Below are 19,982 nucleotides of genomic sequence, written 5' to 3'. Positions count from 1 at the left end.
CTGTGGCCGGCTCATTCGTTGCGTGTCCATGGTAGGTGGCTGGATGCGGTGGCGGACAGTAGGCCCGGGCGGTTCACCCTTGGGCTGCCCCGTTCGCCGGGCGCTCGCGTCCGCCCCGTACCGGTTCATCCGGCCTCGTCGGCGAGCAGGGCGAGGCCGGGGTAGAACTTCTGTCCGTTGGAGCGGAGCATCTCGCCGGGCGAGGAGATGCCGACCTCGGCGCGGATGCGGGTGGCGAAGGCGCGGGTGGTGGCGGGGCGCAGGCCTTCGCCCTCCTGGCACCAGGTGCTGTACGCGCGGTACAGGGCGCCCTGTTCGACCTTGAAGTCGCGCGGCTCGTCGGCGCTGTCCCCGGTGGTGCAGCATTCGGCGAGGAAGCGGCCGATGTGGTCCTCGGTGGTGGCGTAGGCCTGGGTGGCGGTGCGTACGACGGTGGGGCCGGTGAGGGACGGCTTGGTCTTCAGGTAGGCCATGGCGCCCTGGATCATCCAGTGGAGGATGCCGGGACCCTCGTGGTTGACGAGTTCCTCCGCGAGGTTGTCGATCTTGCGGTGGTCGGGGACCACCTTGTCGAACGGGATGAGGCGGATGCGGCGCCAGAAGGCGTGGCCGCCGGTGCCGACCTCGGGGCGGTGGTTGCCGAGCAGCCAGAGCTTGTGGGTGGGTTCGAAGCTGAAGTAGTCCTGGCGCATGCGGCGGGCCTTGAGGCGGTCGCCGCCGGTGAGGAGCTTGACGCGGGCCTCGTCGAACTTGTCGTGGGGCTTGAGCTCGCTGCACACGAACAGGCGACGGCCGTGGAGTTCGGTGAGCTCGGTGGAGTGCTCGTTGAACTTGCCGCGTTCCATCAGGAAGCCGGGCGGAGCGACGTCCGCGTAGTCGCCGAGGATCTTGATGACGATGTCCATGAGGGCGGACTTGCCGTTGGCGCCGATGCCGTAGAGGAACGGCAGGACCTGGCCGCCGACGTCGCCGGTGATGGAGTAGCCGAGCAGGAGATGGACGAAGGTGATCATCTCCTTGCCCTTGTCGTCGTCTCCGAAGGTCTCCGTCAGGAAGCGGGCGAAGCGGGGCGTGGGGCTGGCCTCGGGCGCGAGGTAGGTCGCGCGCGAGTGCAGGTCCCTGAGCGGATCGGGCTTGCGCAGGTCGCCGGTGCGCAGGTCGACGACGCCGGCGGGGGTGCACAGGGCGTACTTGTCGCCGTCGAGGGTGTCGGGGTCCAGGGCCAGCTCAGGGGAGGCCTTGGCCTGGGACAGCATGGCCTTGACCCCGGAGGTCGACATGGCGCGCTTGCGGTGCTGGGCCAGCTCGCGGTCCGTGAAGTGCCCGCGCGGGTCGTGGAGCGGCATCTCCTCGGCCATGTCGCCGGCGGCCCAGATCGCCGCCTTCTCGCCGCCGGTGCGCTTCCAGCGGTACTCGTCCCACACGTACCAGCCGAGGCCCTCGACGTGGCGGAAGCGGTGGTTGTGGAGGTGGGCGAAGAGCTTGGCGTTGCCGCGGTCGGTGAGGTTGACGAGCAGGCCGGCCTGTACGAAGTCGTCGGGGCGGGCCGGCACGGCCGCGGGCGTGGAGACCTGCTGGGCGGGCAGCTGGGCGGCGGTCGCGGCACTGTCGGTGGTCCCGGCCGGTTGCCCAACGGTCTGCCCAGCCGTCTGCCCGGCCGTCTCGGCCGCGAAGACCGCGAGCTGCTCCGCGGCGGCGTGCGCGTCGAAGCCGGTGCTTCCTGCGCTGCTCATGAACGTCCCTTGGGGTGGATGGGGCGGTGGCTGCCGGCGCGGAGCGCGGAGTCGATGACGAGTTGGTTGCGGCGCGGCCGGTCCGGGCGGGCCGCGTCCGCGGCTTCGGCGAGGAGGCCGGCGCATTCGGGCAGCGTGATGTGGCCCGCCGCCGCGAGGCCGCCGGCGGTGAAGGCCGCCCGGTTGAGCTTCTCGCTGAAGGCGGTGCCCGAGGGTGCGCGGGCGCAGTCCCGGACTTCGGCGAGGAGGGGGCCGAGGATCCGGTGGGCGTCGTCGGCCCCGGTCGCCGGTGTCGCGGGCCGCGCGTGCGGCGCGGGTGTGGTCCGGGACCCAGCGGCCCGGACCCGCTCCGGCTCCGGTAGGGCGGGGTGGTGGCCGGTGCGGGCGAGTTCGGCGTGGAGCCACAGCGGCAGGGGCGCGGGGGTACGGGAGCCGGGCAGGGCTTCGTAGGTGCCGTGGGCCGTACGCGTACCGGGCGCGACGATGTAGCCGCCGGTGGCCCGGACGTCGACCTGCCAGGCGAGGGCCGTACGGGTGCTGGTGCCGGTGGAGGAGCGGATGGCCGGGCTGCCCAGAGGGGCGCGGTACCAGATGTGCAGCCCGCCGCTGGGGGTGCGTACGCGCAGGGTGCCGCTGTCCTGGGCGGGGTCGGGCCGACGGCGGACGGCGGCCAGGAGGGCGAGGGTGTCGTAGCCGGAGCTGAGGCCGGTCAGGTCGACGCGGTCGTCGATCGGGATGCCGGGCAGCAGGCGCCGGCGGTCCGGCAGCTCGGCCGGGTGGGTGTCGACGTCGATGACGACGAGGCCGGCCGGGCCGCAGGAGACGGCGACGCCGAACCGCGGCTCCTGGCGCCACCAGTCCCTGATGACGGCCGCGTCGGTGGTGGCGGCGTGGAAGCCGTGGCACCAGCGTCCGCGCGCCGTGCAGGGGCAGTCCGAGGGGGCGTGCTGCTGCTCCCGGCAGCCGGAGCAGTTCCCCGCGGGTGTTTTGGTCCCTGGGGCGAGGGGGTGGACGGGCATGCCCCTGGCCGCCAGCCACAGCGCCACATCAAGGCCGTGCCCCGTGCCGACGGCTGCCGCTGGTGGCGGCGTTGCGCTGTGGGCTGGCACGTGTGTCTTCCTCGGCGGTGCGGCTGGGCTTGGTTCGACTGTGTGGGCTGGTCGGGGCGTTGGCCCCTCCCCCGGCAGGGACTGAAGGGACCAAACTTTCACAATGCCGGAGCCTAGCGCAGCGACACGCCGAAGCGCCGCAGGCAGCTGCGACTGTTTTGATTTTTCAGTCCCTTGAGTCCCTCCGGACGGGGTGGCCGGCCGGAGGACCGACCGCAGGCCTGCGCGGCGGATTCGTGGGGATTGCCGGTTATGGCCGAATCTGGAGCCAGGGACCGAAGCCCCACGGCAGTCCTGAGGCCCCCTCCCCCCTCATCCCCGCTCCCCCGGAACAGGGGCGGAACGGTCGTCAGACCCTGTTCGGTCCCTGTCGCTTCGGTCACTGACAAACCTGCAGGTCAACCGGTTTCCCTCAGGTGCTGGAGGGACTGAACAGGGACCAGAGGGACTCAATTTTCTAGTTATAACGAGAATATGAACCAGTACTGCTTACGCCCGCGCATACACACACGCACGTAAAGGCTGGAAGAGTGAACTTTGAGTCCCTTCAGTCCCTGTCCTTGTCGGTGGATAGGCTCTGACCTGCGGAAACGTGGAGGGACTGAGGGACCAAGGGACTCAGGGACTGAAAGCAGGGCCCGGTGAGGTTCCAAGGACCCTCCCCCAGGGGCCGGTTCGAGGCGACCGGGGCTTCGGTCCCTCGGCAAGGGACGAGGGACCGAAGGGACTCAGGCCGGCCAGCTCCCCAGCCGGGGCGCGGCGGATATAGTGGGGGCACGAGTTACTCAGGCGCGAGGGGCCCTCCACGGTGTGGAGGGCCCCTCGTCTTGCCCCGGCCGGAGACGGCCCAGGGGGGCTCGGATGGCGGCTCAGATGGCGGCTCAGGCCACCTGAAGCTTCGGGCGGCCCGTCGTCGGGGTGGGCGGTGCCTGGTGGTACGCCGGCAGCTTCAGGTTCGGCAGGTCGCCGGTCTGGATGCGGACGAGGGCCGCGCGGAACGCCGCCTCCATGCTCTCGGGGCTCTCGTACTTCGCCGCCAGCGGGTGGAGCCGGTAGGAGTTGCCGTTGCGCTCCTCGCTGCGGGGCCTGAGGACGATGTTCAGCTCGCACAGCGGCGCCATGAGCCCGCTGACGGCCTGCGGCGTGACCCCGTACTCGGCCGCCATGTCCTTCTGCCGGACCGCCAGGGCTCCCCCGAAGTCGCTGCGGGAGACCAGGTACTGGAGGAACTTGACGGCGGAGCCTGACAGCGGCAGGGCCCAGATGCGCTCCGCGACGATCGGAGACATGACGTTAGCCATGGGAGAGCCTTCCTCGTGAGCGGTGGCGGTGGTCCCCGGTGGAGGACGGGCCTGGCAGCACTATCACCCGGTACGTTTCCTTCCGCGGTAGTCGGCTGCTGCCCCGAAGTCGAGGTCGAGTTCCTCCTGATGGGCACCTTGCGGGCCCACAGCGTAGGGGAAGGCCTCGACGTCGTGCTCGTGCCGGTGGGCGATCTCGGCGAGTACGTCGTGCTGTGCGGTGCTGTTGCCGTGGAACCACAGGCGTACGTTGAGCTGGATCCGGCCCCTGCCCGCCTTCTCCACCCAGTTGTAGCCGCACAGCGCCTGCACGGCGCGGTTGACCGTGGAACGCGTGATCATCTTGCCGCCCTTCTGAGCGGCGACCTTGTTCAGCCCGTTGGTGATCTCCTGCTGCGTGTACGGGGTGACGCCGGTCCCCGGCACCTGCCCGCCGGCCACGAAGAGGAAGACGCAGAGCTGGGACTTGGTGATGCTGTTCGCGACGGCCAGCTGTGCGAGCAGCTGGGTGAACCAGTTGCTGGCCAGGCTGTATCCGGAGCCCCCTGCCATGTCGTGGACGGCCTTCGGATCGGCCGCGTACTCGAAGTGCACGCCCTTGAGCCGGCGGCGGCCTCCGGGGTCGGCGGTCGCGGCGGCCTCGGCGACCTTCTCCCCGAGCTGCTGGCCCAGGACGGCCAGGATGTCTCCGTACTCGGCTTCGTTCCCCGCGGAGGTGGGTGCGGGTACTGCCCGGGGCCCGCGCCGGCGACGGGCGGGCGGATCAGATGTCACGTGACCTCCTCGTTACTCAGGCGGTCCGAGAGTATCCAGAAAATCAACGTGTGCTTGTCTTTTGACGCGGCGACGCGCCGGAGGGGACCCGTGGACCCCGCCCCGTTCGAACGCGGCGCCGAAAGTACACGGCAGCTGGAGTTTCCGGGCCTTCGGGCGCCGGAAGTACACGTCTGCTTGATTTAGGTTGCCGAGATGACGGCACGTACGTGCAGGTGCCACGGATGTCTGCGGGCGGTCCGGGCTCCTTGGCCCAACGCCCTGACCTGCGGCTCCGCCAGGCCGGTGAGTGCCCGTCAAAAATCAACCGGTGCTTGATTTTTCCGCTGAACGTGCTCGCCAGGTACACACTCGGCGACCCCGAACGTGTCCTGGGGGACACATAGCCTCGACCAAAACCCCAGGTCAGAGCCCTGCAAACGCCGCCGCCTCTTACTAAAAGAGCAGCCCGCCGAACGGCGTCCCGCGCCCACCGGCAGCCTCTGCCGCCCCGGGCGGCAGGTCCCTGGTCCCCGGGTACTGCGCACTGAGCCCCTTCCCTGACTCTCCCGCTCCCCTGCTCCCCCGCCCCTGATGCCCCGGCCGACGCACCCTCACCACCTCGTGCCCTCAGTCGGCATACCGGCCTAGGCCTCCCCCGCCCCGGCCACGTCCGGCATCAGCCCCGGTCGGCCCCGGCCCTCGTGCCCAGTGAGGGCGCCCAGCGCCCGAGGGGTGCACCGGCGACCGTCAGGGAGCCGGGGCAGGGCGCGAGGGGGGAGCGGGTCCAGGGCGCCGGAGCGCCTGGCGAGGGGGTCTGGGGGGCGAGCAGCCCCCCATGCTGCGGCCGGTCCAGCGCGGCCAGGCGCTGGCGGGGTCCAGGGGCTGGCCCCTGGGATCGACGGCCTGCGGCCGACGACGGGCAAGAACCCGGATGATGGTGCCGCGTAGGGTGGCCGGGCAGATCACCGGAGGGCGGGGGTCGGGGCTGTTCGGAGTGATCGGGAGATGCGCCGGTGAGTTGGTGGACCAGGAAGCCGCGGGAAGAACGGGCCGGGTGGGTGCTCGAACCCCTGGTGGGGGTCGGACCGTTGCGCTTCGGCATGGACCCCGGCCAGGTTCGGGCGGCGCTGGACGGGGCGGACGTATCGCCGTCGCAGACGTGCGGCGGCAGGCTGTCCTGGCAGCGGTACCGCGACGTGGGCGTGACCGCGATCTACGGGCACGGGTACGAGTACGGGCCTGGGCCGTGCCTGGTCGCGGTGGCGGTCGATCCGTGGTGCGGGCCGCTGGTGCGGCTGGGGGACGTCGAGCTGATCGCCCGGGTTCCCTCCGAGGTCCACGCGGACATCCGAGGTATCGCCCGGCGTGCGGGGGTCCCGGTGAGGTCGAACTGGAGCGGAGATCCAGAGGTGGCGGCCTGGGGGTTGTCCATGGGGGCCGCGCAGGACTGGGGGTCGCCGTCCGAGCAGTGGGTGCGGAAGGACAGGGTGATCACGGATGCCCTGCTGGTCGGCCCCGAGCTGGCCGAGGACCCGTACGCGACCGCGCCCGTGATCGACTGGTACGACGTCCGCGAGGCGAAGCCGAACCCCGGGACGTCGCCGGTGGCTCCGCAGGAGCGGTCCCGGTGGGCCTGGACGCCGCTGGAAGGGGTCGGTCCACTCCGGTTCGGGATGACGGTGAACGAGGTGTCCGCTGCACTGGGCGGCGAAGAGCCGGCCATCCGCCGGGGATGGAACCTGTGGGCGGGACGCGGAGCCGGGCAGTGGTTCTTGAGGGAGGAGCAGTTCGACGCGGCCGGGGTGACCGCTCACTACTGGGCCCCGGAAGGCCATCCCACCCTGGCGGCCGTGACGGTGGACGGCCGCACCGGGCCCCAGGTCGACTGGGACGGCATCCGGCTGATCGGCCGGCCGGTCTCGGAGGTCGACGCGGAGGTGGTCGGCCACATCGACGAACGCGGTCTGGGCTGGATGGTCTTCTGCGACGGCGGTCCGGGTCCGGAGGAGCTCAACATGTACGTACGGGCCACCAGGGCCGGGGACACCGTCGTGAGCGGGGCCCGCTTCTTCGCGCCGGACTGGGAGGACCGCGACTGATCGGCCTTCCTCGGGGCCGCCGTTCGACCAGCGCTCTCGCCGGCGCGCTCCGCGGGCGACTGCATCCTTTGGCCTACCGCGTTTTCGACCCTGCGGAGGACGCTCGTGCGGCATCGCCGCGAGAGGGTTGATCCGTGCGAACAACCATCGGATACACGCTCGAAAGCATCGGCTACGTCATAGGAGCCCAGGGGCTCGTCAGCTTCGCCTCGCAGACCTTCTTCGGGACGGAGTGGGGCTGGATGCACAAGCTCGTCGACCTTCCGTCCACCGCCTACCTCGGCGTCGTCGTCGTGGGGCTGGCGCTCGTCCTCGGCGGGATGAAGACGCGGAAGGCGCCGGAGCGCCCGGAGGTCGTCTGACGGGCGGGCGCCTCGATCGGATGAGCACGACCACCAATGCCGCGACACGGCCCGTTTTCCGGCGCAACGGACAAAAAACGACCGACAGAACGGCCCCTCTGAGGGCCGAACCCGACTCCCCCGGTGTCACGCGACCTTCCCGGCGCTCGCGGGCCCTCAGCGGGGCGTACAGGCCTTTTTGGTGAAGGGTGACGGCCCTCAGGGGCCTTGGGCATCACCTCGACGGAGCAGTCGAGGCCGAGCAGGGTGAACCGTGGCGCAGCGACATGCCACGGGCTGTCACTCCGGTGTCGGTGGTCCGTCACCTGGCGGCACACCGGGATCGGCGGCCACAAGGTGATGGACCTCGAGGCCCGTTGGCGGACTGACGTACTCGACGCGCGTCCCGACCTGGTGTGGATCCTCGTCGGCGTCAACGACATGGGCTGGCACACGATTGACCCCGAGGGGTACGCCATTCCCGTGGAGGAGTTCGAAGCGGGTTACGACCGCCTGCTCGCCCCCCTCGCCGAGGCGGGCACCGAGCTGATCCTTATCGAGCTGATCCCCCTGCCGGTCCGCGGCATCGTCGAGGCCGGTGCCGTGCGCATCGGAGAGGAGGAGCGGAAGCAGTGGCGCACCGGCCTGGACCCGAAGATCCAGGCCGTGCGCAGCCTCGCCCGCACGTACGGCGCGCATCTGGTCGCCGCCGACGGCATGTTCGCCGAGCTCGGTACGACGACCGGGCCGGAGTACTGGGCCGCCGACGGCGTACACCCGGCGCCGGCCGGCCACGCCGTACTCGCGGCGGCCTGGCTGCGCCTGGTCGCATGACGGCTGGACCCCTTCCTCCCCCATCCCGGGCCCGTCGGCAACGGGCTCCCAGGCCAAGGTAACCGGTGATCTTTGGCTGCAATCCGCCCCATAGCAGGGCAACATATTTCGGTGCGCCTCTTCGCCTTCCCGCCAGAAGGTTAGTAAGGTACCCGCATGACCGCCCCATACGATCCGGAAGTCAGGGAAAAGGTAGTTGCCAAGCTGCCGGCGTCCCTGAGGCAGGAACTCAAGGTCCGCGCAGCCCAGTTGGGCGTGGACATCCAGGACGCCGTCACCGAGGGCATCCACGCCTGGCGCGCCGACGCTTCGGCCGCCACACCCGTGGACACCTCCGGCTCCTCCTCCTTCTCCACCTACCTCCCCACCGGCCTGTACGGGGAGTTCAAGGACGACTGCCGCACGCGGGAGATCCCGTACAACCAGGGCGTCGCACAGTCGATCCGCCTCTGGCTCGACACCCACCCCTCCCCCATGGGCCGCCGCCGGCCGGCCAACGAGGGCGCCCGCCGGGTCGTGGTCTGCAACCAGAAGGGTGGCGTCGGCAAGAGCGCCATCAGCAACGGCCTCTCCCAGGCCCTCGCCGAGACGGGCGCGCGGGTCTGCGTCATCGACTTCGACCCCCAGGGACACCTCACCCGCCACCTCGGTGCCGAGATGCTCGGCATCAAGGAGCCCAGCCTCGCCAAGCACATGCTGGGGGAGATCGAGGGCCGCGTCCGCGACCTCCTCGTACCCATCGAGCACGGCGTCTTCGCCGGCCGCCTCTTCCTCCTGCCGTCCTGCAAGGACGCCTTCCTCCTGGACGCGAGGCTGGCCACCACCCGCCACGTGCGCACCAAGGAGACGGCGCTGGAGAAGGCCCTCGAAGAGCTGGAGAAGGAGTTCGACTACATCGTCGTCGACTGCCCTCCCAGCCTCGGCTACACCATGGACACCGCCCTCTACTACGCCCGCACCCGCGAGGGCGAGGCCCCGAAGACCTCCGGCATCGTCGTCCCCGTCCAGGCCGAGGACACCTCCGCCGACGCGTACGACATGCTCAGCGAGCAGCTCGAAGACCTCATCGACGACCTCGACATCGACATCGCCCAGCTCGGTTTCGTCGTCAACCTCTACGACAGCCGCAAGGGCTACGTCGTCACCTCCTCCCTCAACAGCTGGAAGGAGTTCGGGGACCCGCCGGTCATCACCGTCATCTCGGACCTGAAGGAGCAGCGCGAGGCCGTCCGCGTCAAGCTGCCCCTGCTGCACTACGCGCCCGAGTGCGAGCAGTCCGAGGCCATGCGTGAGATCGCCCGGAGGATCGCGGTATGAGCAAGAGCGACCTCCTGGGCACCGGCGCGGCCTTCAGCAACGCCCGCCGCGCCGGCGGCCGGAGCGAGCGCGGGCGGGCCAAGGCCATCGCGCAGGGCGACGTACCGACGTACGAGCTGATCCGCGTCCCCCTCGACCAGGTCTCCCCCACCCCCCTCAACCCGCGCCGCAACTTCGGCACGGACGAGGACAAGACCCGCTTCGGTGAGGAGCTGCGGCAGGCGCAGCTCTCGGCCTGTGTCGTCGTCGGCCGTGAGGCCTACCTCGGCCTGTGGCCGGACCACGCGTCCCGGATCGGGGCGGCCGCGTACGTCCTCATCAACGGCGAGCGCCGTTTCCGCAGTGCCGTGCACGTGGGGCTGGAATCGCTGGACTTCGTCGTACGCGACGACCTGGCGGTCTCCCGCGCCGACTTCATCGACCACCTCCTCGCGGAGAACCTCGAACGCGAGGACTTCGACGTCATCGAGCGCGCCCGAGGTGTGCAGCAGCTCGTCGACACCTGCGCGGAGCAGGGCCGGGAGCACGGGGCGAAGTCGCGGGCGGCGGAGCGGCTGGGGAAGTCGCCGTCGTGGATCACCAACCAGCTGGTGCTGCTGGAACTCCCCGAGGAGATCCAGGCCATGCTGAGCTCCGGCGACATGCCCGAGCGGGACGGACGCCTCCTGGCGCGGGCGGCGAAGGACCGGCCGGGCGTGGACGCGGCCGCGCTGCTGGACCTGCTCCAGGAGAACAAGTCGCAGGAGGCCCAGGCGAAGGCGGCCCAGCGGGAGCTACTGCGCGAGGCCCGTGAGTCCGCCCCGGTGCCGGTGCCGGGGCCGGTGCAGCCCCCCGTCCCGGCGGTGCCCGCCGAGCCGAGCCCCGCGGTCGTCACCGCCCCGGAGCACACCGAACCCCAGCCCCGACTTTTGTCCGCGGACAAAAGTCGGGACCCGGAGCTGGGCCCGGATCCGGAGCCGGATCCGGAGCCGGCAGCCGTGGTGGAAGCTCCGGCTCCGCTCGCGGTGAGCGCCACTCCCCCGCCGCGGGAGGCGCACGGTACGCCCGAGCCGGAGCCCGAGCCGGAGATGGCGATCCCGCTCCAGGCGAAGAGCACGGAGACGGAGACGGGGACGGGGACGGAGGCGGGGACTGAGCCCGCCCCGTTCGCATGGGGCGACCCCCAGGCGGTCTTCGAGGCGATCCGCCAGAACATGCCGCCCAGGCAGCGAGCGGAGCTGACCATGCTCCTGATCGACAGCAACGGCAGGACGACGGGCAACCGCTGACCCTCACGACGACGGCCCGACTTTTGTCCGCGGACAAAAGTCGGGCCGTCGTCGTTCCCTGGCTGCGTCGAAGAGTCCGTGCCCGGATCTGGACACGACCATCACGAGGTCGTGCCCAGATCCGGATCGAAGGCGAAGCCGATGCCCAGCAGGTCGGAGATGGTCCAGGCCGCCGCGTACCGCCCTTCGTCCTCGGTTCGTGCACGCGCCAGCCCGATCGCTTCGTCGAGCCGTCCCCGCAGGCGGCCATGAGCCGCAGTTGCAGCCGCACCCTGAACGACGCCCCGTCCTCCTCCCCGGCACCCGGCGTGCCGTCAGGGTGTCGAGGTGGGCCAGGCCGTCGGCGGGGCGGCCCTGGTCGGCGTACAGGGTGCACAGTCTGTCGACGACCCAGTCGTCCGCGCCGCCGGGGGAGTCCGCGAGGGTGCGCAGCAACTCGATCGCCTCGTCGCCCCGGTTCTGCCGGGCCGGCAGCTCGGCCAGGTCCGGCGCCGCCTGAGACCGGTGCGCCGGTGAGTCGTCCGGCTGCCAGAGCAGAACCACTCCTCGCGGCCGGCCCGGAGTGCCACCTCCTCCTCGTAGCCGAGTTCAAGGGGCCGGGCGCTGGCGGGCGGCTTCTGCCGGGGTGACCCGTCTCAATGAACTTTGACCGCTCGCCACTGGCCAGCTGGCTGCGGTCGGGCCGCGGACGACTGGCCGACCCGACGCCGGTCCAGGCCCGGATGGCGGGCAGTCAGGGTCGGCCGGGGGCGGCGCCGAACAGGGGATCGAGCGGATCGCCCTCGTACCCGACGACGAGGCAGGTCGCAGCGACCGGTCCCCGGGAGAGTTCTACGAGCCGGGCCAGGGCCACCGCCTCGGACGGCAGTCCGGTCGGATCGAGACCGAGCGCCCGGGCCGCACGGTCGCGTCGCCGGTCGAGGTCGGGCATGTCTTCCCGGTACTCGTCGGCGACTGCCTGGAGTTCGGAGACCGTCCGTCCGGGAGCATCCCGCCACCACGGTGCCACCAGACACAGCCGCACCAACTCCGGCAGTCCGAGAGCGAGAGGTCCGGCCTCACCATCGAGGCTGATGTACACCACTGGGCGTTCCTCGCCGCCCTCGCCGACGAAGCAGAACGCGTCCCCTGAGCCCGCCCGCGCGAACTGCTCCAGCCGAGCCCCGGAGGCGAGCCGGACCCCGTCCTCCAGCAGGTGGTCGGCCGGGTCCGTCGCGTCGAGGTCCGCAACCCCGGCAAAGAAGGCGACGACCTCCTCGTCGGTACCCAGGAGAGGCAGCAACGCGCCGGGGTGGGCGGGTACGCCGGCTGGTGCATTCGATTCGTTCACCCGGCAACCGTATCCGGGGCCTCCGACACCGGCTGCGGCAGACCGTCAGCGGGCGACTTTTGTCCGCGGACAAAAGTCGGGTGGTTGCCGGCCACGACTTCTACGCGCGATCTTGCTCAGTCGGCATGGAGCCGACGATGCTGGGGCGATGCCAGGACAGCGGAAGAGGAAGCGACAGCAGCAGAAGGAGGCGGAGCGGAACGCCGCCTGCTTCGCGCCCCACGAGGGCCGATGGGACGTGCTCTTCGAGACCCAGGACGAGTCGGAGTTCCGCGCACACGTCCGGCGACTCCGAGCATCGGACCCGGAGATCGACTGGACCGCCGTACGCGTGGACACCTTCTGCGGGCGCCTGATCCAGCCGACCACGTACCGGCTGAGCCTCTTCGTACCGAACCCCGTACCCCCGACTTTTGTCCGCGGACAAAAGTCGGATCGGTCCGGCTCGAGCCCTGGCGAGTGCCCCGCCGGTGAAGGTTCTCCACACGGGCCATAGGGTGGCGGGCCATGGACATCGCAGAGACACCGGGGCTCTGGGAGTTCCTCAGCTCCCTCGTACTTGGCGAACGACTCTCGGGCAGCGTCGCCTCCATAGAACCGTTCGGTGTGTTCGTGGCCCTGGACGACGGCCCCGCCCACCCGGTCTACCCCGGCGTCGGGTTCATCTCGTTCGCCGAACTGGCCTGGCGACGCTTCGACGCGGCCACGGAGATCGTCCAGGTGGGGCAGCGCGTCACGTGCGAGTTCCTCCAGTTCGACACCTGGAACGGAGAAGCCCGGCTGTCCCTGCGGGCCACGCAGCCCGACCCGTTCCAGACCTTCGCCGACGACACCGGGGTCGGGCAGACGCTGTCGGGACGGGTCACCAAACTGGTCCCCTTCGGCGCCGTCGTGGAGGTCGCCGAAGGCATCGAGGGACTGGTGCACCTGCTGGAGCTCGCCTGGACGCCGGTCGAGACGCCGGAGGAGGTCGTCCAGGTAGGGGAGGAGGTCAGGGTCGCCGTCACAGAAGTGGACCGGCAACACCGCCGGCTCGTCCTCTCCCGACGCCGGGCGCTGGGGCACCAGAACCGCCTCGGCCGGCCACACCACTGATCGGGGACAGGGCGGGGGAGTACCCCCCACTTTTGTCCGCGGACAAAAGTCGACGGGCTCTTGTCCGGGGTGCCGAGGTACGCCGTGGGGCGCGGACTTTTGTCCGCGGACAAAAGTCGGGGCGGCAGTCGGGTGCCGGTGGCGTCAGACGGCTTCCGTCCGCATGTAGGCGAAAACCCTGCCCAGCGCCTCGCCCTGATGGGGAGTCGCCCCGTCGGAGAACGCCGCCCGGGCGCGGTCGAGGTCCTCACGGCGTACGGGGCACGGCACTTGGGGGGTCAGCCTGATGACCAGCGGAGCGACACCCGCCTGCTGGTACGCGGCAAGCTTGTGGTGCCCGTCGAGGAGGTAGCCCACCCAGCTGTCGGTGGTCGGGAACAGCGCGACCAGCGCCGGCAGGTCGCCCCCGGCGCGGATACGGTCGCGGTAACCGCGCACCGCCCGGTGGTCCCGCGGCGGCCACGCGTCGGTGGTCACCAGCGCGAGGTCCTCGTCGGCGTACCAGTGCTGGAGCTGGAGGGCGCGGGGGTGGACCACCCGCAGGTGGTGCGGAGCGACCTCAGCCCTCATCACGTACCGCCCGGGGGCGAGCAGCGTCAGCAGCGGCCGCAGGCACTCCGGATCCGGCGGCTCGGCCCGCCCGGTACGCGGATCGGGGACGAGGCCGGGGGCGCTCAGCCACTCCGTGAGGTACTTGACCTCGGCGAGCCCAGGCCCGTCCACGCCCGCCCGGGCCGCCAGCCACCCCACGCTGCCGCAGCCGTCGTTGGCTTCCAGGAACACCGGATCGCCCGCGAGCAGGAGCAGGCTGCCACCCTGGTCGCCGGTCACTTCGATGACGCCGTGCCCGTCGGGTACGTCGACGCACACGGAGGGGGAGGGGGACCGTCGGCTCATCCGCCGATCCTATGGGCGGCCTCCCGGGTGAACGCGGTGCGGGACGTACCGTGCCCCGCGGGGGAGCCGGGCAGGCTTCGCACGATCCGGCACTGATGGACCGGCATGCTGGACCGCACTTCCCGTTCCGGGGCGGCTCTTTCGTGGTGATCACGGGGTGCCTCCCACCGCACCGGCGCGTGGCCGCTCGGCCGGAGAGGATGGCACCGTTGAGCCATGACATGGAACGAAGCCGAGTATCTGGACTGCCTGCGGGCCGAACGGCGCGGCTACGCATGGGTGATGCAGCACCACGGAGGGCTGACGCCCGAGCAGGCCGAGGCGGCGGCCTTGGAGTGGTACGAGTACGAGCCGGCCGAGGACCCGTACCGCGGGCTGGTCTTCCACGACGAGTCCTGGCACTGGGCGATGCTGGCGATCCACGGCGGCCGGTACACGGTGGAACACCCCGAGCTGGCACATCCCTCACCTGGCTACCTGGCCCTTGAGTAGCCGGTAGCCAGTAGCCAGTAGCCAGCAGCCCTGATCCCGGTCTCGGACGACGTGGAGCGCTTCGTCCTCGGGCATCGAACGGCTCTGACCGGGAGCTGAAGCGCGGGAATTCCCGGCCCGCCCGCTGGTGGCGGCGAACCGGGAGTCAAGCGGCACCGACTGGCGGTCCGACGAGGTCAGACCATGCGCCAGTCGAAGTACTGGGAGGGGCTGCCGTTGCAGTCCCAGAGCTGCAGCTTCGTCCCGGACGCGATGATCCCGTCGGTGACGTCCAGGCACATGTTCGTCCCGATGTTGCGCAGCCTGTTGCCGGTGCCCTCGTGGGTCCAGCGCTGCGCGACCGTGCCGTTGCAGCCGTAGGTCTGGATCTTGGTGCCCTTGGCCGCGATGCCGCCCGCCACGTCGAGGCACTGGCCCAGGGCGCGGAGCTCGAACCCGTCCAGGGCGTCGTCGATGGGCACGCGCCGCCACGCCTGCGAGTTGGACCAGTTGCACCCGTACAGCTGGACGGGGGTGCGGTCCTCGGTACGTCCGCCCTCGACGTCGAGGCACAGGTTGGTGCTCGCGACGTTCCAGCCGACCGCCCGGTTGGTGTCGTTGACGAACCGCTCGGCATCGCGGTTGCTGTAGCCGATCCAGTCCGTCGAGATCATGTTCGGCATCCGGCCGAGCGTCTTCGGCTCGCACGCCTTCACCGAGCGGTAGAAGTCGTCGTACGAACGCGCGGAGAAGTTGTTGTTGAAGAACAGCTTCTGGAACGCGCGGGCGTTGGTGTTGGCATGGCTGTTGGGGGCGTCACCATTGGCCCAGGTCGCCTTTCCCAGCTGGGTGGAGATCCCGTCGCCCCTGCGGTCGGTGCAGGCACCGACGCCGTCGTTGTAGTGGTTCTGTACGGTCCACTCCTTCATGGGGAAGACGTTCAGATCCTGCTTGTCGTACCTCCCCGACAGCATCAGCAGGCGCTTGTTCGTGTTCACCATGTCCTCGACCCTGGGCCAGCCCTTGTGAGAGACGTCCCACGTGTTGGGGTTGAACGCCAGGTCCTGCAGGCCCGGCACCAGATCGAACTCCCGCTGGAGCTGACCGGTGTCGGTGTTGTCCTCGAAGGTGAGGACGAAGATCTCGTGCGGATTGTTGCGGAGGAAGTCCACGATGGTCTTCATGTGCAGGAACAGCCGCTTGCCCCCGGATAAGTCGGGGCCTCCGTGCTCGACCCACACCCCGTTGCCCGTGCCCCAGATGTCGAGCTCCGTCGCCCGTACGTTCAGGCTGTTCAGCTGGTCATACAGGGAGTAGCTCTGGTTCTGCGCGAAGTTGACGCCGTCGGCGCTGTTGGAGAATCCGTTGTGGCTGCCCAGCAGAGTGATCTCGTCGAGATGGCGGTTGTTCCAGCCGTCCGGCGGAGCGGCCTGGGCGGGCGTGGGAGCCAGTACGGCCCCGAAGGCGAGCAGGAACGCCACCATCGCCGAGGCCACGGCCGGCAGCCCCTGCCGGCGGCCTCTTGCAATCGTCTGCATGTGATGCAACTCCTTGTCCCCCCCTCGTCCGCCACGTTTCGCCGCGGGTGCGGCGTGGGCGGCAAGGACGGGTAGAGCATGCAAAGCGGACATCAACGTTCACTAAACGGACGCATGCCGAGCCGCGCCGGACCCGGGTCGGCGGACCCGGGTCCGGCGCGGCTCGGACGCACGACGCTCAGTTGCTCGTCGTGGCCAGCTTCGCCGCGAAACCGAGGAACACCGCTCCCGCCCCGGTCGTCAGGCCCGCCGACAGCTTCCGGCGGCGGCGGAACTGCGAGGCGAGGTACGTACCGCTGAAGATCAGCACGGTGACGTACGCGATGCTGATGGCCTGGTAGACGACGGCCAGCAGCGCGAAGGACAGCCCCGGGTACGCGTACCCGGGATCGACGAACTGGACGAAGAACGACAGGAAGAACAAGATCGCCTTCGGATTCAGGACCGTGATCACCAGCGACCGCCGGAACAGCCTGCCGCCCGCCGACGGGTCGGCGGCGGGTCCGGCGGCGGCCGCCGCCGAGGCATCCTCCGCGGTCTTCTCGTCACGGCGTCGCCACATCGCCCACGCCGCCCGGATCATGCCCACCGCGATCCAGGTCAGGTAGCCGGCGCCCGCGTACTTCACCACGGCGAACACCAGCTCGTTGGCCTGGAGCAGTGAAGCCAGCCCGGCGGCCGTCGCCACCATCAGCAGGGTCTCGCCCAGGAACATCCCGCCCGCGGCGCGGTACCCGGCCCGGACGCCCAGCCGTGCCGCGATCGACAACGTGAACAGAGAACTCGGCCCAGGCAGCAGAATGATCAGCAGCGCCCCCACGGCATAGGTCAGCAGATTCTGCACTCCCAGCATTTCGGCACCCTCCTTCTTCCCGCCCGTCCGGCCTCCGGCGGGCGACCGCGCTCCAGGGGGAGCGGCTATCCGACGTTGTTCCCCGTGCGTACGTTGTGCGCGCTCACCATCTCGTCGACCTCACTGATCCGCTCGAGGGCGTACTTCTCACTGATGTGCGTGAAGTTGTCCGCCCAGAAAGCGCCCAGCTCGTCGATGTCGAGCAAGTCCTGATCGCCGAACCTGGCGGACATCTCCTCCCGGTCCTCCCGGGTCACGGTGATTCCCAGGGCGGTCAGGTAGTGGTCGATCTCTTCGCTGCTCTTGAAGAAGTTCGGCCGTTCGTAGTCGACCAGCAGATCCCATGCCGGACTGTTGGGCAGCGGAATGAAGCGGGAGAACTCCACCGAGGAGAGTTCGACCTCGCCCAGCATCTGCCGGATCCCGGCGATGGTGCGGTCCAGCGTCTCGGGCCGCTCTCCCGGAGCACCGGCGATGTACGAGGCGTGGACCGAGATGCCGGCCTTGTTCAGCATGCGGATGGCTTCGAGGTTGGTCTCGCCGGTCGTCTTGTTCTTCCGCTGGGCTTCGAGCATCTCGGGATCGGCGGCGTCCAGCCCGATGTTGGCACGGGTGACGCCGAGCCGCCGCAGCTTGTCGACGTTGTTGCGCTTGGTCAGTCCGAGGGCTCGCGCGTAGACCATGACCTGCAGCTCGCCGTCGTCGATGCGGCGCTTCAGGTGCGGCGGGGTGGAGTCGATGAGGGCGTCCACGTAGCGGGGACTGGCGGTGAAGCTGTCGTAGACCTCGAAGAAGAGGTTGATGCCGTGCTCGCGGTTGTACTGGTCGATGGTCTTCCAGAAACCGCGGGGATCGCCCGTGTTGACGGTCAGGTCCGCGATGGAGCAGTAGGTGCAGCGCTTGTGGCCGTTCTCGCAGCCGCGTGCGTTGTTCACCGTCACCGGCCGCACCTCGTGGCCGTGGAGATGGCCGAACTGTGTCCGGTAGTTCTGGGCGTAGACGTCGAGTACGTCGTCGATGAAGGCCAGGTCCGGAATCGTGTTGCGCAGTGAGAGCGCGTACTTCGGGGCCGGATTGACGTGGGTCCTGCCGTCGCGCCGGTAGGCGAGCGAGGAGACCTCGGATAACGAGCCGTCGCCGTCGCCGTCGAGTAACGTGCGGATCAGCTCCACGAAGGGGATCTCGCCGCCGTCATTGGCTATGACGTAGTCGATCTGCGGCCGGTTGCGGAGGATCATCTCGGGGAAGAAGATCGCGTGGTCGTCTCCGAGGACGACCCGGGCCCCGCACGCCTTGGCCGTTTCGGCGATCTTCAGGGCCTCGGAGTAGGTCGGTGTCAACGCGCTGATGCCGACGACATCGGGCGCGAAATCCCGAACGGCGCGCTGGACGGTCTCGGTGTTGCTGATGCCGCCGTCGACGACCCGGATGTCGACGCGGTCGCCCAGCGCTTCTCGTGTCGCCGTGGCGAGCTGGACGATGCCTATGTGGGGGTAGCAGGCGTAGTTCGAGGCGTTCCGGTTGTCGGTGGGGTTGGGAGCGTTCGCGAGCAGTAGCTTCAACGTCATTCCATCCCTGTGCAGGGGGAGCGAAGCGGACGGCCGGCGGTGGCACGTCCGTACGGATCATGAACATTTGCACAAGGGATGTGCGTGTACCAGGCATCAACCAGCCAGCGGGCACTCGAAACCGGACATCCTGATTCCGTTCGGCCAACGTGACGGCATGCGGCCGTGCCGCCCCTGCACCCCGACGGTGACTGTGCGATCACTGCGATGTACTCCGTGCCCGATGACGCCTGGTACCTGGAACTGGAGCGCGTCGCCGGGGAACAGCACCTGGCGACCGCGATCGTCCCTGACGAAGATCCCGCACGGGAGCCGACCGTGCGCTTGAACCCTCGTGGAGGGCACGCGGAGGTCCCGTACGAGGTGATGTGCTGGTTCATGGACCAGGTCGACGAGGAGATCTACACGTCCCGTGCCTGGATGCGGCTGAGGCCCGAGCTCGGACACCCTGGGAAGCCGGGCCTGACTCCGCCGGCGCGTGGGACGTCTCCCGGGCCTGGTCCGCCTGACGGGCGGCAGGCGTGGCGCGGTTCTGCGCCGGTCCGGATGAGCCGGCTCCCGCGGTCCGGTATGCCTGGGTGCACAGCATCTGGGCGTGGGCGGAGGCTTGCGCGTCGATGGTCCCGCGGTGATCGTCACGGCGAGGGGGAGCGCCCCCGGTCAGTGGGCCGGTGCGGTCATGTGGCCGGGGTGGTGGGCGGCGACGTCGTGGGCGGCTCGGACGAAGCCGGCGACGGCTGCGGATCGCGAGGTCTCCAGCCAGGCGGCGATGACCGCGCTGGGGCTGAGGCCGGTGACGGGCCGGTTCCCTGGTGAGACCGTGCCGCGCCGTCTCCGCCCGAAGCCTGCCGGGGACGTCGCCGGCCGCGCCGTGGCGTACATCCGCCCGCCACCGCTCTCGCGCGGTCAGCCGCAGTCGACGTATGCGCGGGCCGCCACCATCACATCGCGTCGGCGGCCGTCGGCGATGCACTGGGCCGGTGCCTCGTCCTCCAGCTGCGGGTTCATTCCGATCATCCACGCGCGAGCCGTGTGGAGGCTCTCGGCGTCCTGGATGAGCTGGAAGACCTGCAGCGCGGCACGCAGGCGCTCCTCGGCTTCGGGGCGGGGGACGGTGGCGCCCGAGGCCCACTTGCCGACCTGCTTGGGGTCGTTGATGTTGGCGATCCGCGCGGTCAGGCGCTGCCCGAGGTTCTCCTGCAGGAAGCGGGCGATCTCGCTGATGCCCATGCGTACGGAGGCCGCGTGGGCCCGCTCGGCGCTGGCGACGCTCTTCGCGACGGCGACGGCGACAGGGGACGTGGTGGTGTCAGAAGGCATGATCGGGTCTCCCTCGTTGCCCTGACTGCGCGCCCGTTCGGCTGCGGGTCGCGTGCTCAGGCGACGGGTGTCGGTGTGTGCGCCCGCTGGACCTGGCTGTCGCGTGCTGCCGTGAGGGCAGACGGAGGGGACGCTCGGTCTCGGCGAGCTGC

General features: G+C 70.1%; 18 protein-coding genes and 1 pseudogene. 8 read left to right on the top strand and 11 right to left on the bottom strand.

From position 1 onward, the window contains the following. Positions 1–125 precede the first annotated feature (125 nt). The 4 genes from ACZ518_RS28575 to ACZ518_RS28560 form a co-directional block, all read right to left on the bottom strand. Positions 126–1,733: a DNA primase family protein gene (locus tag ACZ518_RS28575; protein ID WP_469115880.1), complete on the bottom strand. Its 1,608-nt coding sequence runs from the start codon at positions 1,731–1,733 to the stop codon at positions 126–128. Continuing rightward, complete coding sequence (locus ACZ518_RS28570) at positions 1,730–2,779, bottom strand: bifunctional DNA primase/polymerase (RefSeq protein ID WP_469116006.1); 1,050 nt, start codon at positions 2,777–2,779, stop codon at positions 1,730–1,732. The genes ACZ518_RS28575 and ACZ518_RS28570 overlap by 4 nt, the downstream gene beginning before the upstream one ends. Positions 2,780–3,723: 944 nt before the next feature. Beyond that, positions 3,724–4,143, bottom strand: coding sequence for a hypothetical protein (locus tag ACZ518_RS28565; protein WP_469115879.1), 420 nt, complete (start codon positions 4,141–4,143; stop codon positions 3,724–3,726). A gap of 63 nt (positions 4,144–4,206) precedes the next feature. Next, a complete protein-coding gene (locus ACZ518_RS28560) occupies positions 4,207–4,917 on the bottom strand; it encodes a hypothetical protein (RefSeq protein ID WP_469115878.1) in 711 nt (236 codons plus the stop codon). Positions 4,918–5,957: 1,040 nt separating this feature from the next. Between ACZ518_RS28560 and ACZ518_RS28555 the strand changes: the two genes are divergently transcribed. The 5 genes from ACZ518_RS28555 (at position 5,958) to ACZ518_RS28535 (ending at position 10,758) form a co-directional block, all read left to right on the top strand. After that, entirely contained in the window at positions 5,958–6,998 is a 1,041-nt protein-coding gene (locus ACZ518_RS28555; RefSeq protein ID WP_469115877.1) for a hypothetical protein, read from the top strand. A 134-nt stretch (positions 6,999–7,132) separates the two neighbouring features. Continuing rightward, positions 7,133–7,360 carry a hypothetical protein gene (locus tag ACZ518_RS28550; protein ID WP_469115876.1) on the top strand — a complete coding sequence of 76 codons (228 nt, stop codon included), beginning with the start codon at positions 7,133–7,135 and terminating at the stop codon, positions 7,358–7,360. Between the two features lie 246 nt (positions 7,361–7,606). Continuing rightward, entirely contained in the window at positions 7,607–8,173 is a 567-nt protein-coding gene (locus ACZ518_RS28545; protein ID WP_469115875.1) for a GDSL-type esterase/lipase family protein, read from the top strand. 156 nt (positions 8,174–8,329) lie between these two features. Then, a complete protein-coding gene (locus ACZ518_RS28540; protein ID WP_469115874.1) occupies positions 8,330–9,490 on the top strand; it encodes a ParA family protein in 1,161 nt (386 codons plus the stop codon). After that, on the top strand, positions 9,487–10,758 hold the full coding sequence (locus ACZ518_RS28535; protein WP_469115873.1) for a ParB/RepB/Spo0J family partition protein: 1,272 nt from the start codon (positions 9,487–9,489) through the stop codon (positions 10,756–10,758). Before ACZ518_RS28540 ends, ACZ518_RS28535 begins: the two co-directional genes overlap by 4 nt. Positions 10,759–11,491: 733 nt before the next feature. On the opposite strand, the gene ACZ518_RS28530 is transcribed toward ACZ518_RS28535, so the two are convergent. Then, complete coding sequence (locus tag ACZ518_RS28530; protein WP_469115872.1) at positions 11,492–12,088, bottom strand: hypothetical protein; 597 nt, start codon at positions 12,086–12,088, stop codon at positions 11,492–11,494. Positions 12,089–12,595: 507 nt separating this feature from the next. Between ACZ518_RS28530 and ACZ518_RS28525 the strand changes: the two genes are divergently transcribed. Next, on the top strand, positions 12,596–13,183 hold the full coding sequence (locus ACZ518_RS28525; protein ID WP_469115871.1) for a S1 RNA-binding domain-containing protein: 588 nt from the start codon (positions 12,596–12,598) through the stop codon (positions 13,181–13,183). A 144-nt stretch (positions 13,184–13,327) separates the two neighbouring features. On the opposite strand, the gene ACZ518_RS28520 is transcribed toward ACZ518_RS28525, so the two are convergent. Continuing rightward, on the bottom strand, positions 13,328–14,080 hold the full coding sequence (locus ACZ518_RS28520; protein WP_469115870.1) for a hypothetical protein: 753 nt from the start codon (positions 14,078–14,080) through the stop codon (positions 13,328–13,330). 216 nt (positions 14,081–14,296) lie between these two features. Here ACZ518_RS28520 and ACZ518_RS28515 point away from each other — a divergent pair, with 216 nt between their 5' ends. Beyond that, positions 14,297–14,572, top strand: coding sequence for a hypothetical protein (locus ACZ518_RS28515; protein ID WP_469115869.1), 276 nt, complete (start codon positions 14,297–14,299; stop codon positions 14,570–14,572). Positions 14,573–14,748: 176 nt separating this feature from the next. Here the strand turns inward: ACZ518_RS28515 and ACZ518_RS28510 are convergent, their stop codons facing one another. From ACZ518_RS28510 to ACZ518_RS28500, 3 genes are all read right to left on the bottom strand, one after another. Beyond that, on the bottom strand, positions 14,749–16,089 hold the full coding sequence (locus ACZ518_RS28510) for a ricin-type beta-trefoil lectin domain protein (RefSeq protein WP_469115868.1): 1,341 nt from the start codon (positions 16,087–16,089) through the stop codon (positions 14,749–14,751). Between the two features lie 178 nt (positions 16,090–16,267). Next, on the bottom strand, positions 16,268–16,942 hold the full coding sequence (gene leuE, locus ACZ518_RS28505) for a leucine efflux protein LeuE (RefSeq protein ID WP_469115867.1): 675 nt from the start codon (positions 16,940–16,942) through the stop codon (positions 16,268–16,270). Positions 16,943–17,007: 65 nt separating this feature from the next. Beyond that, complete coding sequence (locus ACZ518_RS28500) at positions 17,008–18,510, bottom strand: B12-binding domain-containing radical SAM protein (RefSeq protein ID WP_469115866.1); 1,503 nt, start codon at positions 18,508–18,510, stop codon at positions 17,008–17,010. 207 nt (positions 18,511–18,717) lie between these two features. On the opposite strand from ACZ518_RS28500, the pseudogene ACZ518_RS28495 reads away from it, so the two are divergent. Continuing rightward, positions 18,718–18,951, top strand: a pseudogene (locus ACZ518_RS28495) (hypothetical protein); the annotation flags it as partial. Between the two features lie 219 nt (positions 18,952–19,170). Here the strand turns inward: ACZ518_RS28495 and ACZ518_RS28490 are convergent. Further along, positions 19,171–19,392 (bottom strand): hypothetical protein, encoded by a 222-nt coding sequence (locus ACZ518_RS28490; RefSeq protein ID WP_469116010.1) that lies wholly within the window; start codon positions 19,390–19,392, stop codon positions 19,171–19,173. A gap of 24 nt (positions 19,393–19,416) precedes the next feature. After that, a complete protein-coding gene (locus tag ACZ518_RS28485) occupies positions 19,417–19,830 on the bottom strand; it encodes an XRE family transcriptional regulator (RefSeq protein WP_469115865.1) in 414 nt (137 codons plus the stop codon). Positions 19,831–19,982 lie beyond the last annotated feature (152 nt).

It is taken from the genome of Streptomyces sp. NPDC033966, assembly GCF_055575955.1.
The sequence above is the reverse complement of the archived record's forward strand: the minus strand, read 5'-3'. Positions and strand labels throughout refer to the sequence as shown.

Coding starts and splice junctions, on each gene's coding strand:
- ACZ518_RS28575 (WP_469115880.1), bottom strand. CDS start 1,733: ATGAGCAGCGCAGGAAGCACCGGCTTCGACGCGCACGCCGCCGCGGAG.
- ACZ518_RS28565 (WP_469115879.1), bottom strand. CDS start 4,143: ATGGCTAACGTCATGTCTCCGATCGTCGCGGAGCGCATCTGGGCCCTG.
- ACZ518_RS28540 (WP_469115874.1), top strand. CDS start 8,330: ATGACCGCCCCATACGATCCGGAAGTCAGGGAAAAGGTAGTTGCCAAG.
- ACZ518_RS28535 (WP_469115873.1), top strand. CDS start 9,487: ATGAGCAAGAGCGACCTCCTGGGCACCGGCGCGGCCTTCAGCAACGCC.
- ACZ518_RS28525 (WP_469115871.1), top strand. CDS start 12,596: ATGGACATCGCAGAGACACCGGGGCTCTGGGAGTTCCTCAGCTCCCTC.
- ACZ518_RS28520 (WP_469115870.1), bottom strand. CDS start 14,080: ATGAGCCGACGGTCCCCCTCCCCCTCCGTGTGCGTCGACGTACCCGAC.
- ACZ518_RS28515 (WP_469115869.1), top strand. CDS start 14,297: ATGACATGGAACGAAGCCGAGTATCTGGACTGCCTGCGGGCCGAACGG.
- ACZ518_RS28510 (WP_469115868.1), bottom strand. CDS start 16,089: ATGCAGACGATTGCAAGAGGCCGCCGGCAGGGGCTGCCGGCCGTGGCC.
- leuE (WP_469115867.1), bottom strand. CDS start 16,942: ATGCTGGGAGTGCAGAATCTGCTGACCTATGCCGTGGGGGCGCTGCTG.
- ACZ518_RS28500 (WP_469115866.1), bottom strand. CDS start 18,510: ATGACGTTGAAGCTACTGCTCGCGAACGCTCCCAACCCCACCGACAAC.
- ACZ518_RS28490 (WP_469116010.1), bottom strand. CDS start 19,392: ATGTACGCCACGGCGCGGCCGGCGACGTCCCCGGCAGGCTTCGGGCGG.
- ACZ518_RS28485 (WP_469115865.1), bottom strand. CDS start 19,830: ATGCCTTCTGACACCACCACGTCCCCTGTCGCCGTCGCCGTCGCGAAG.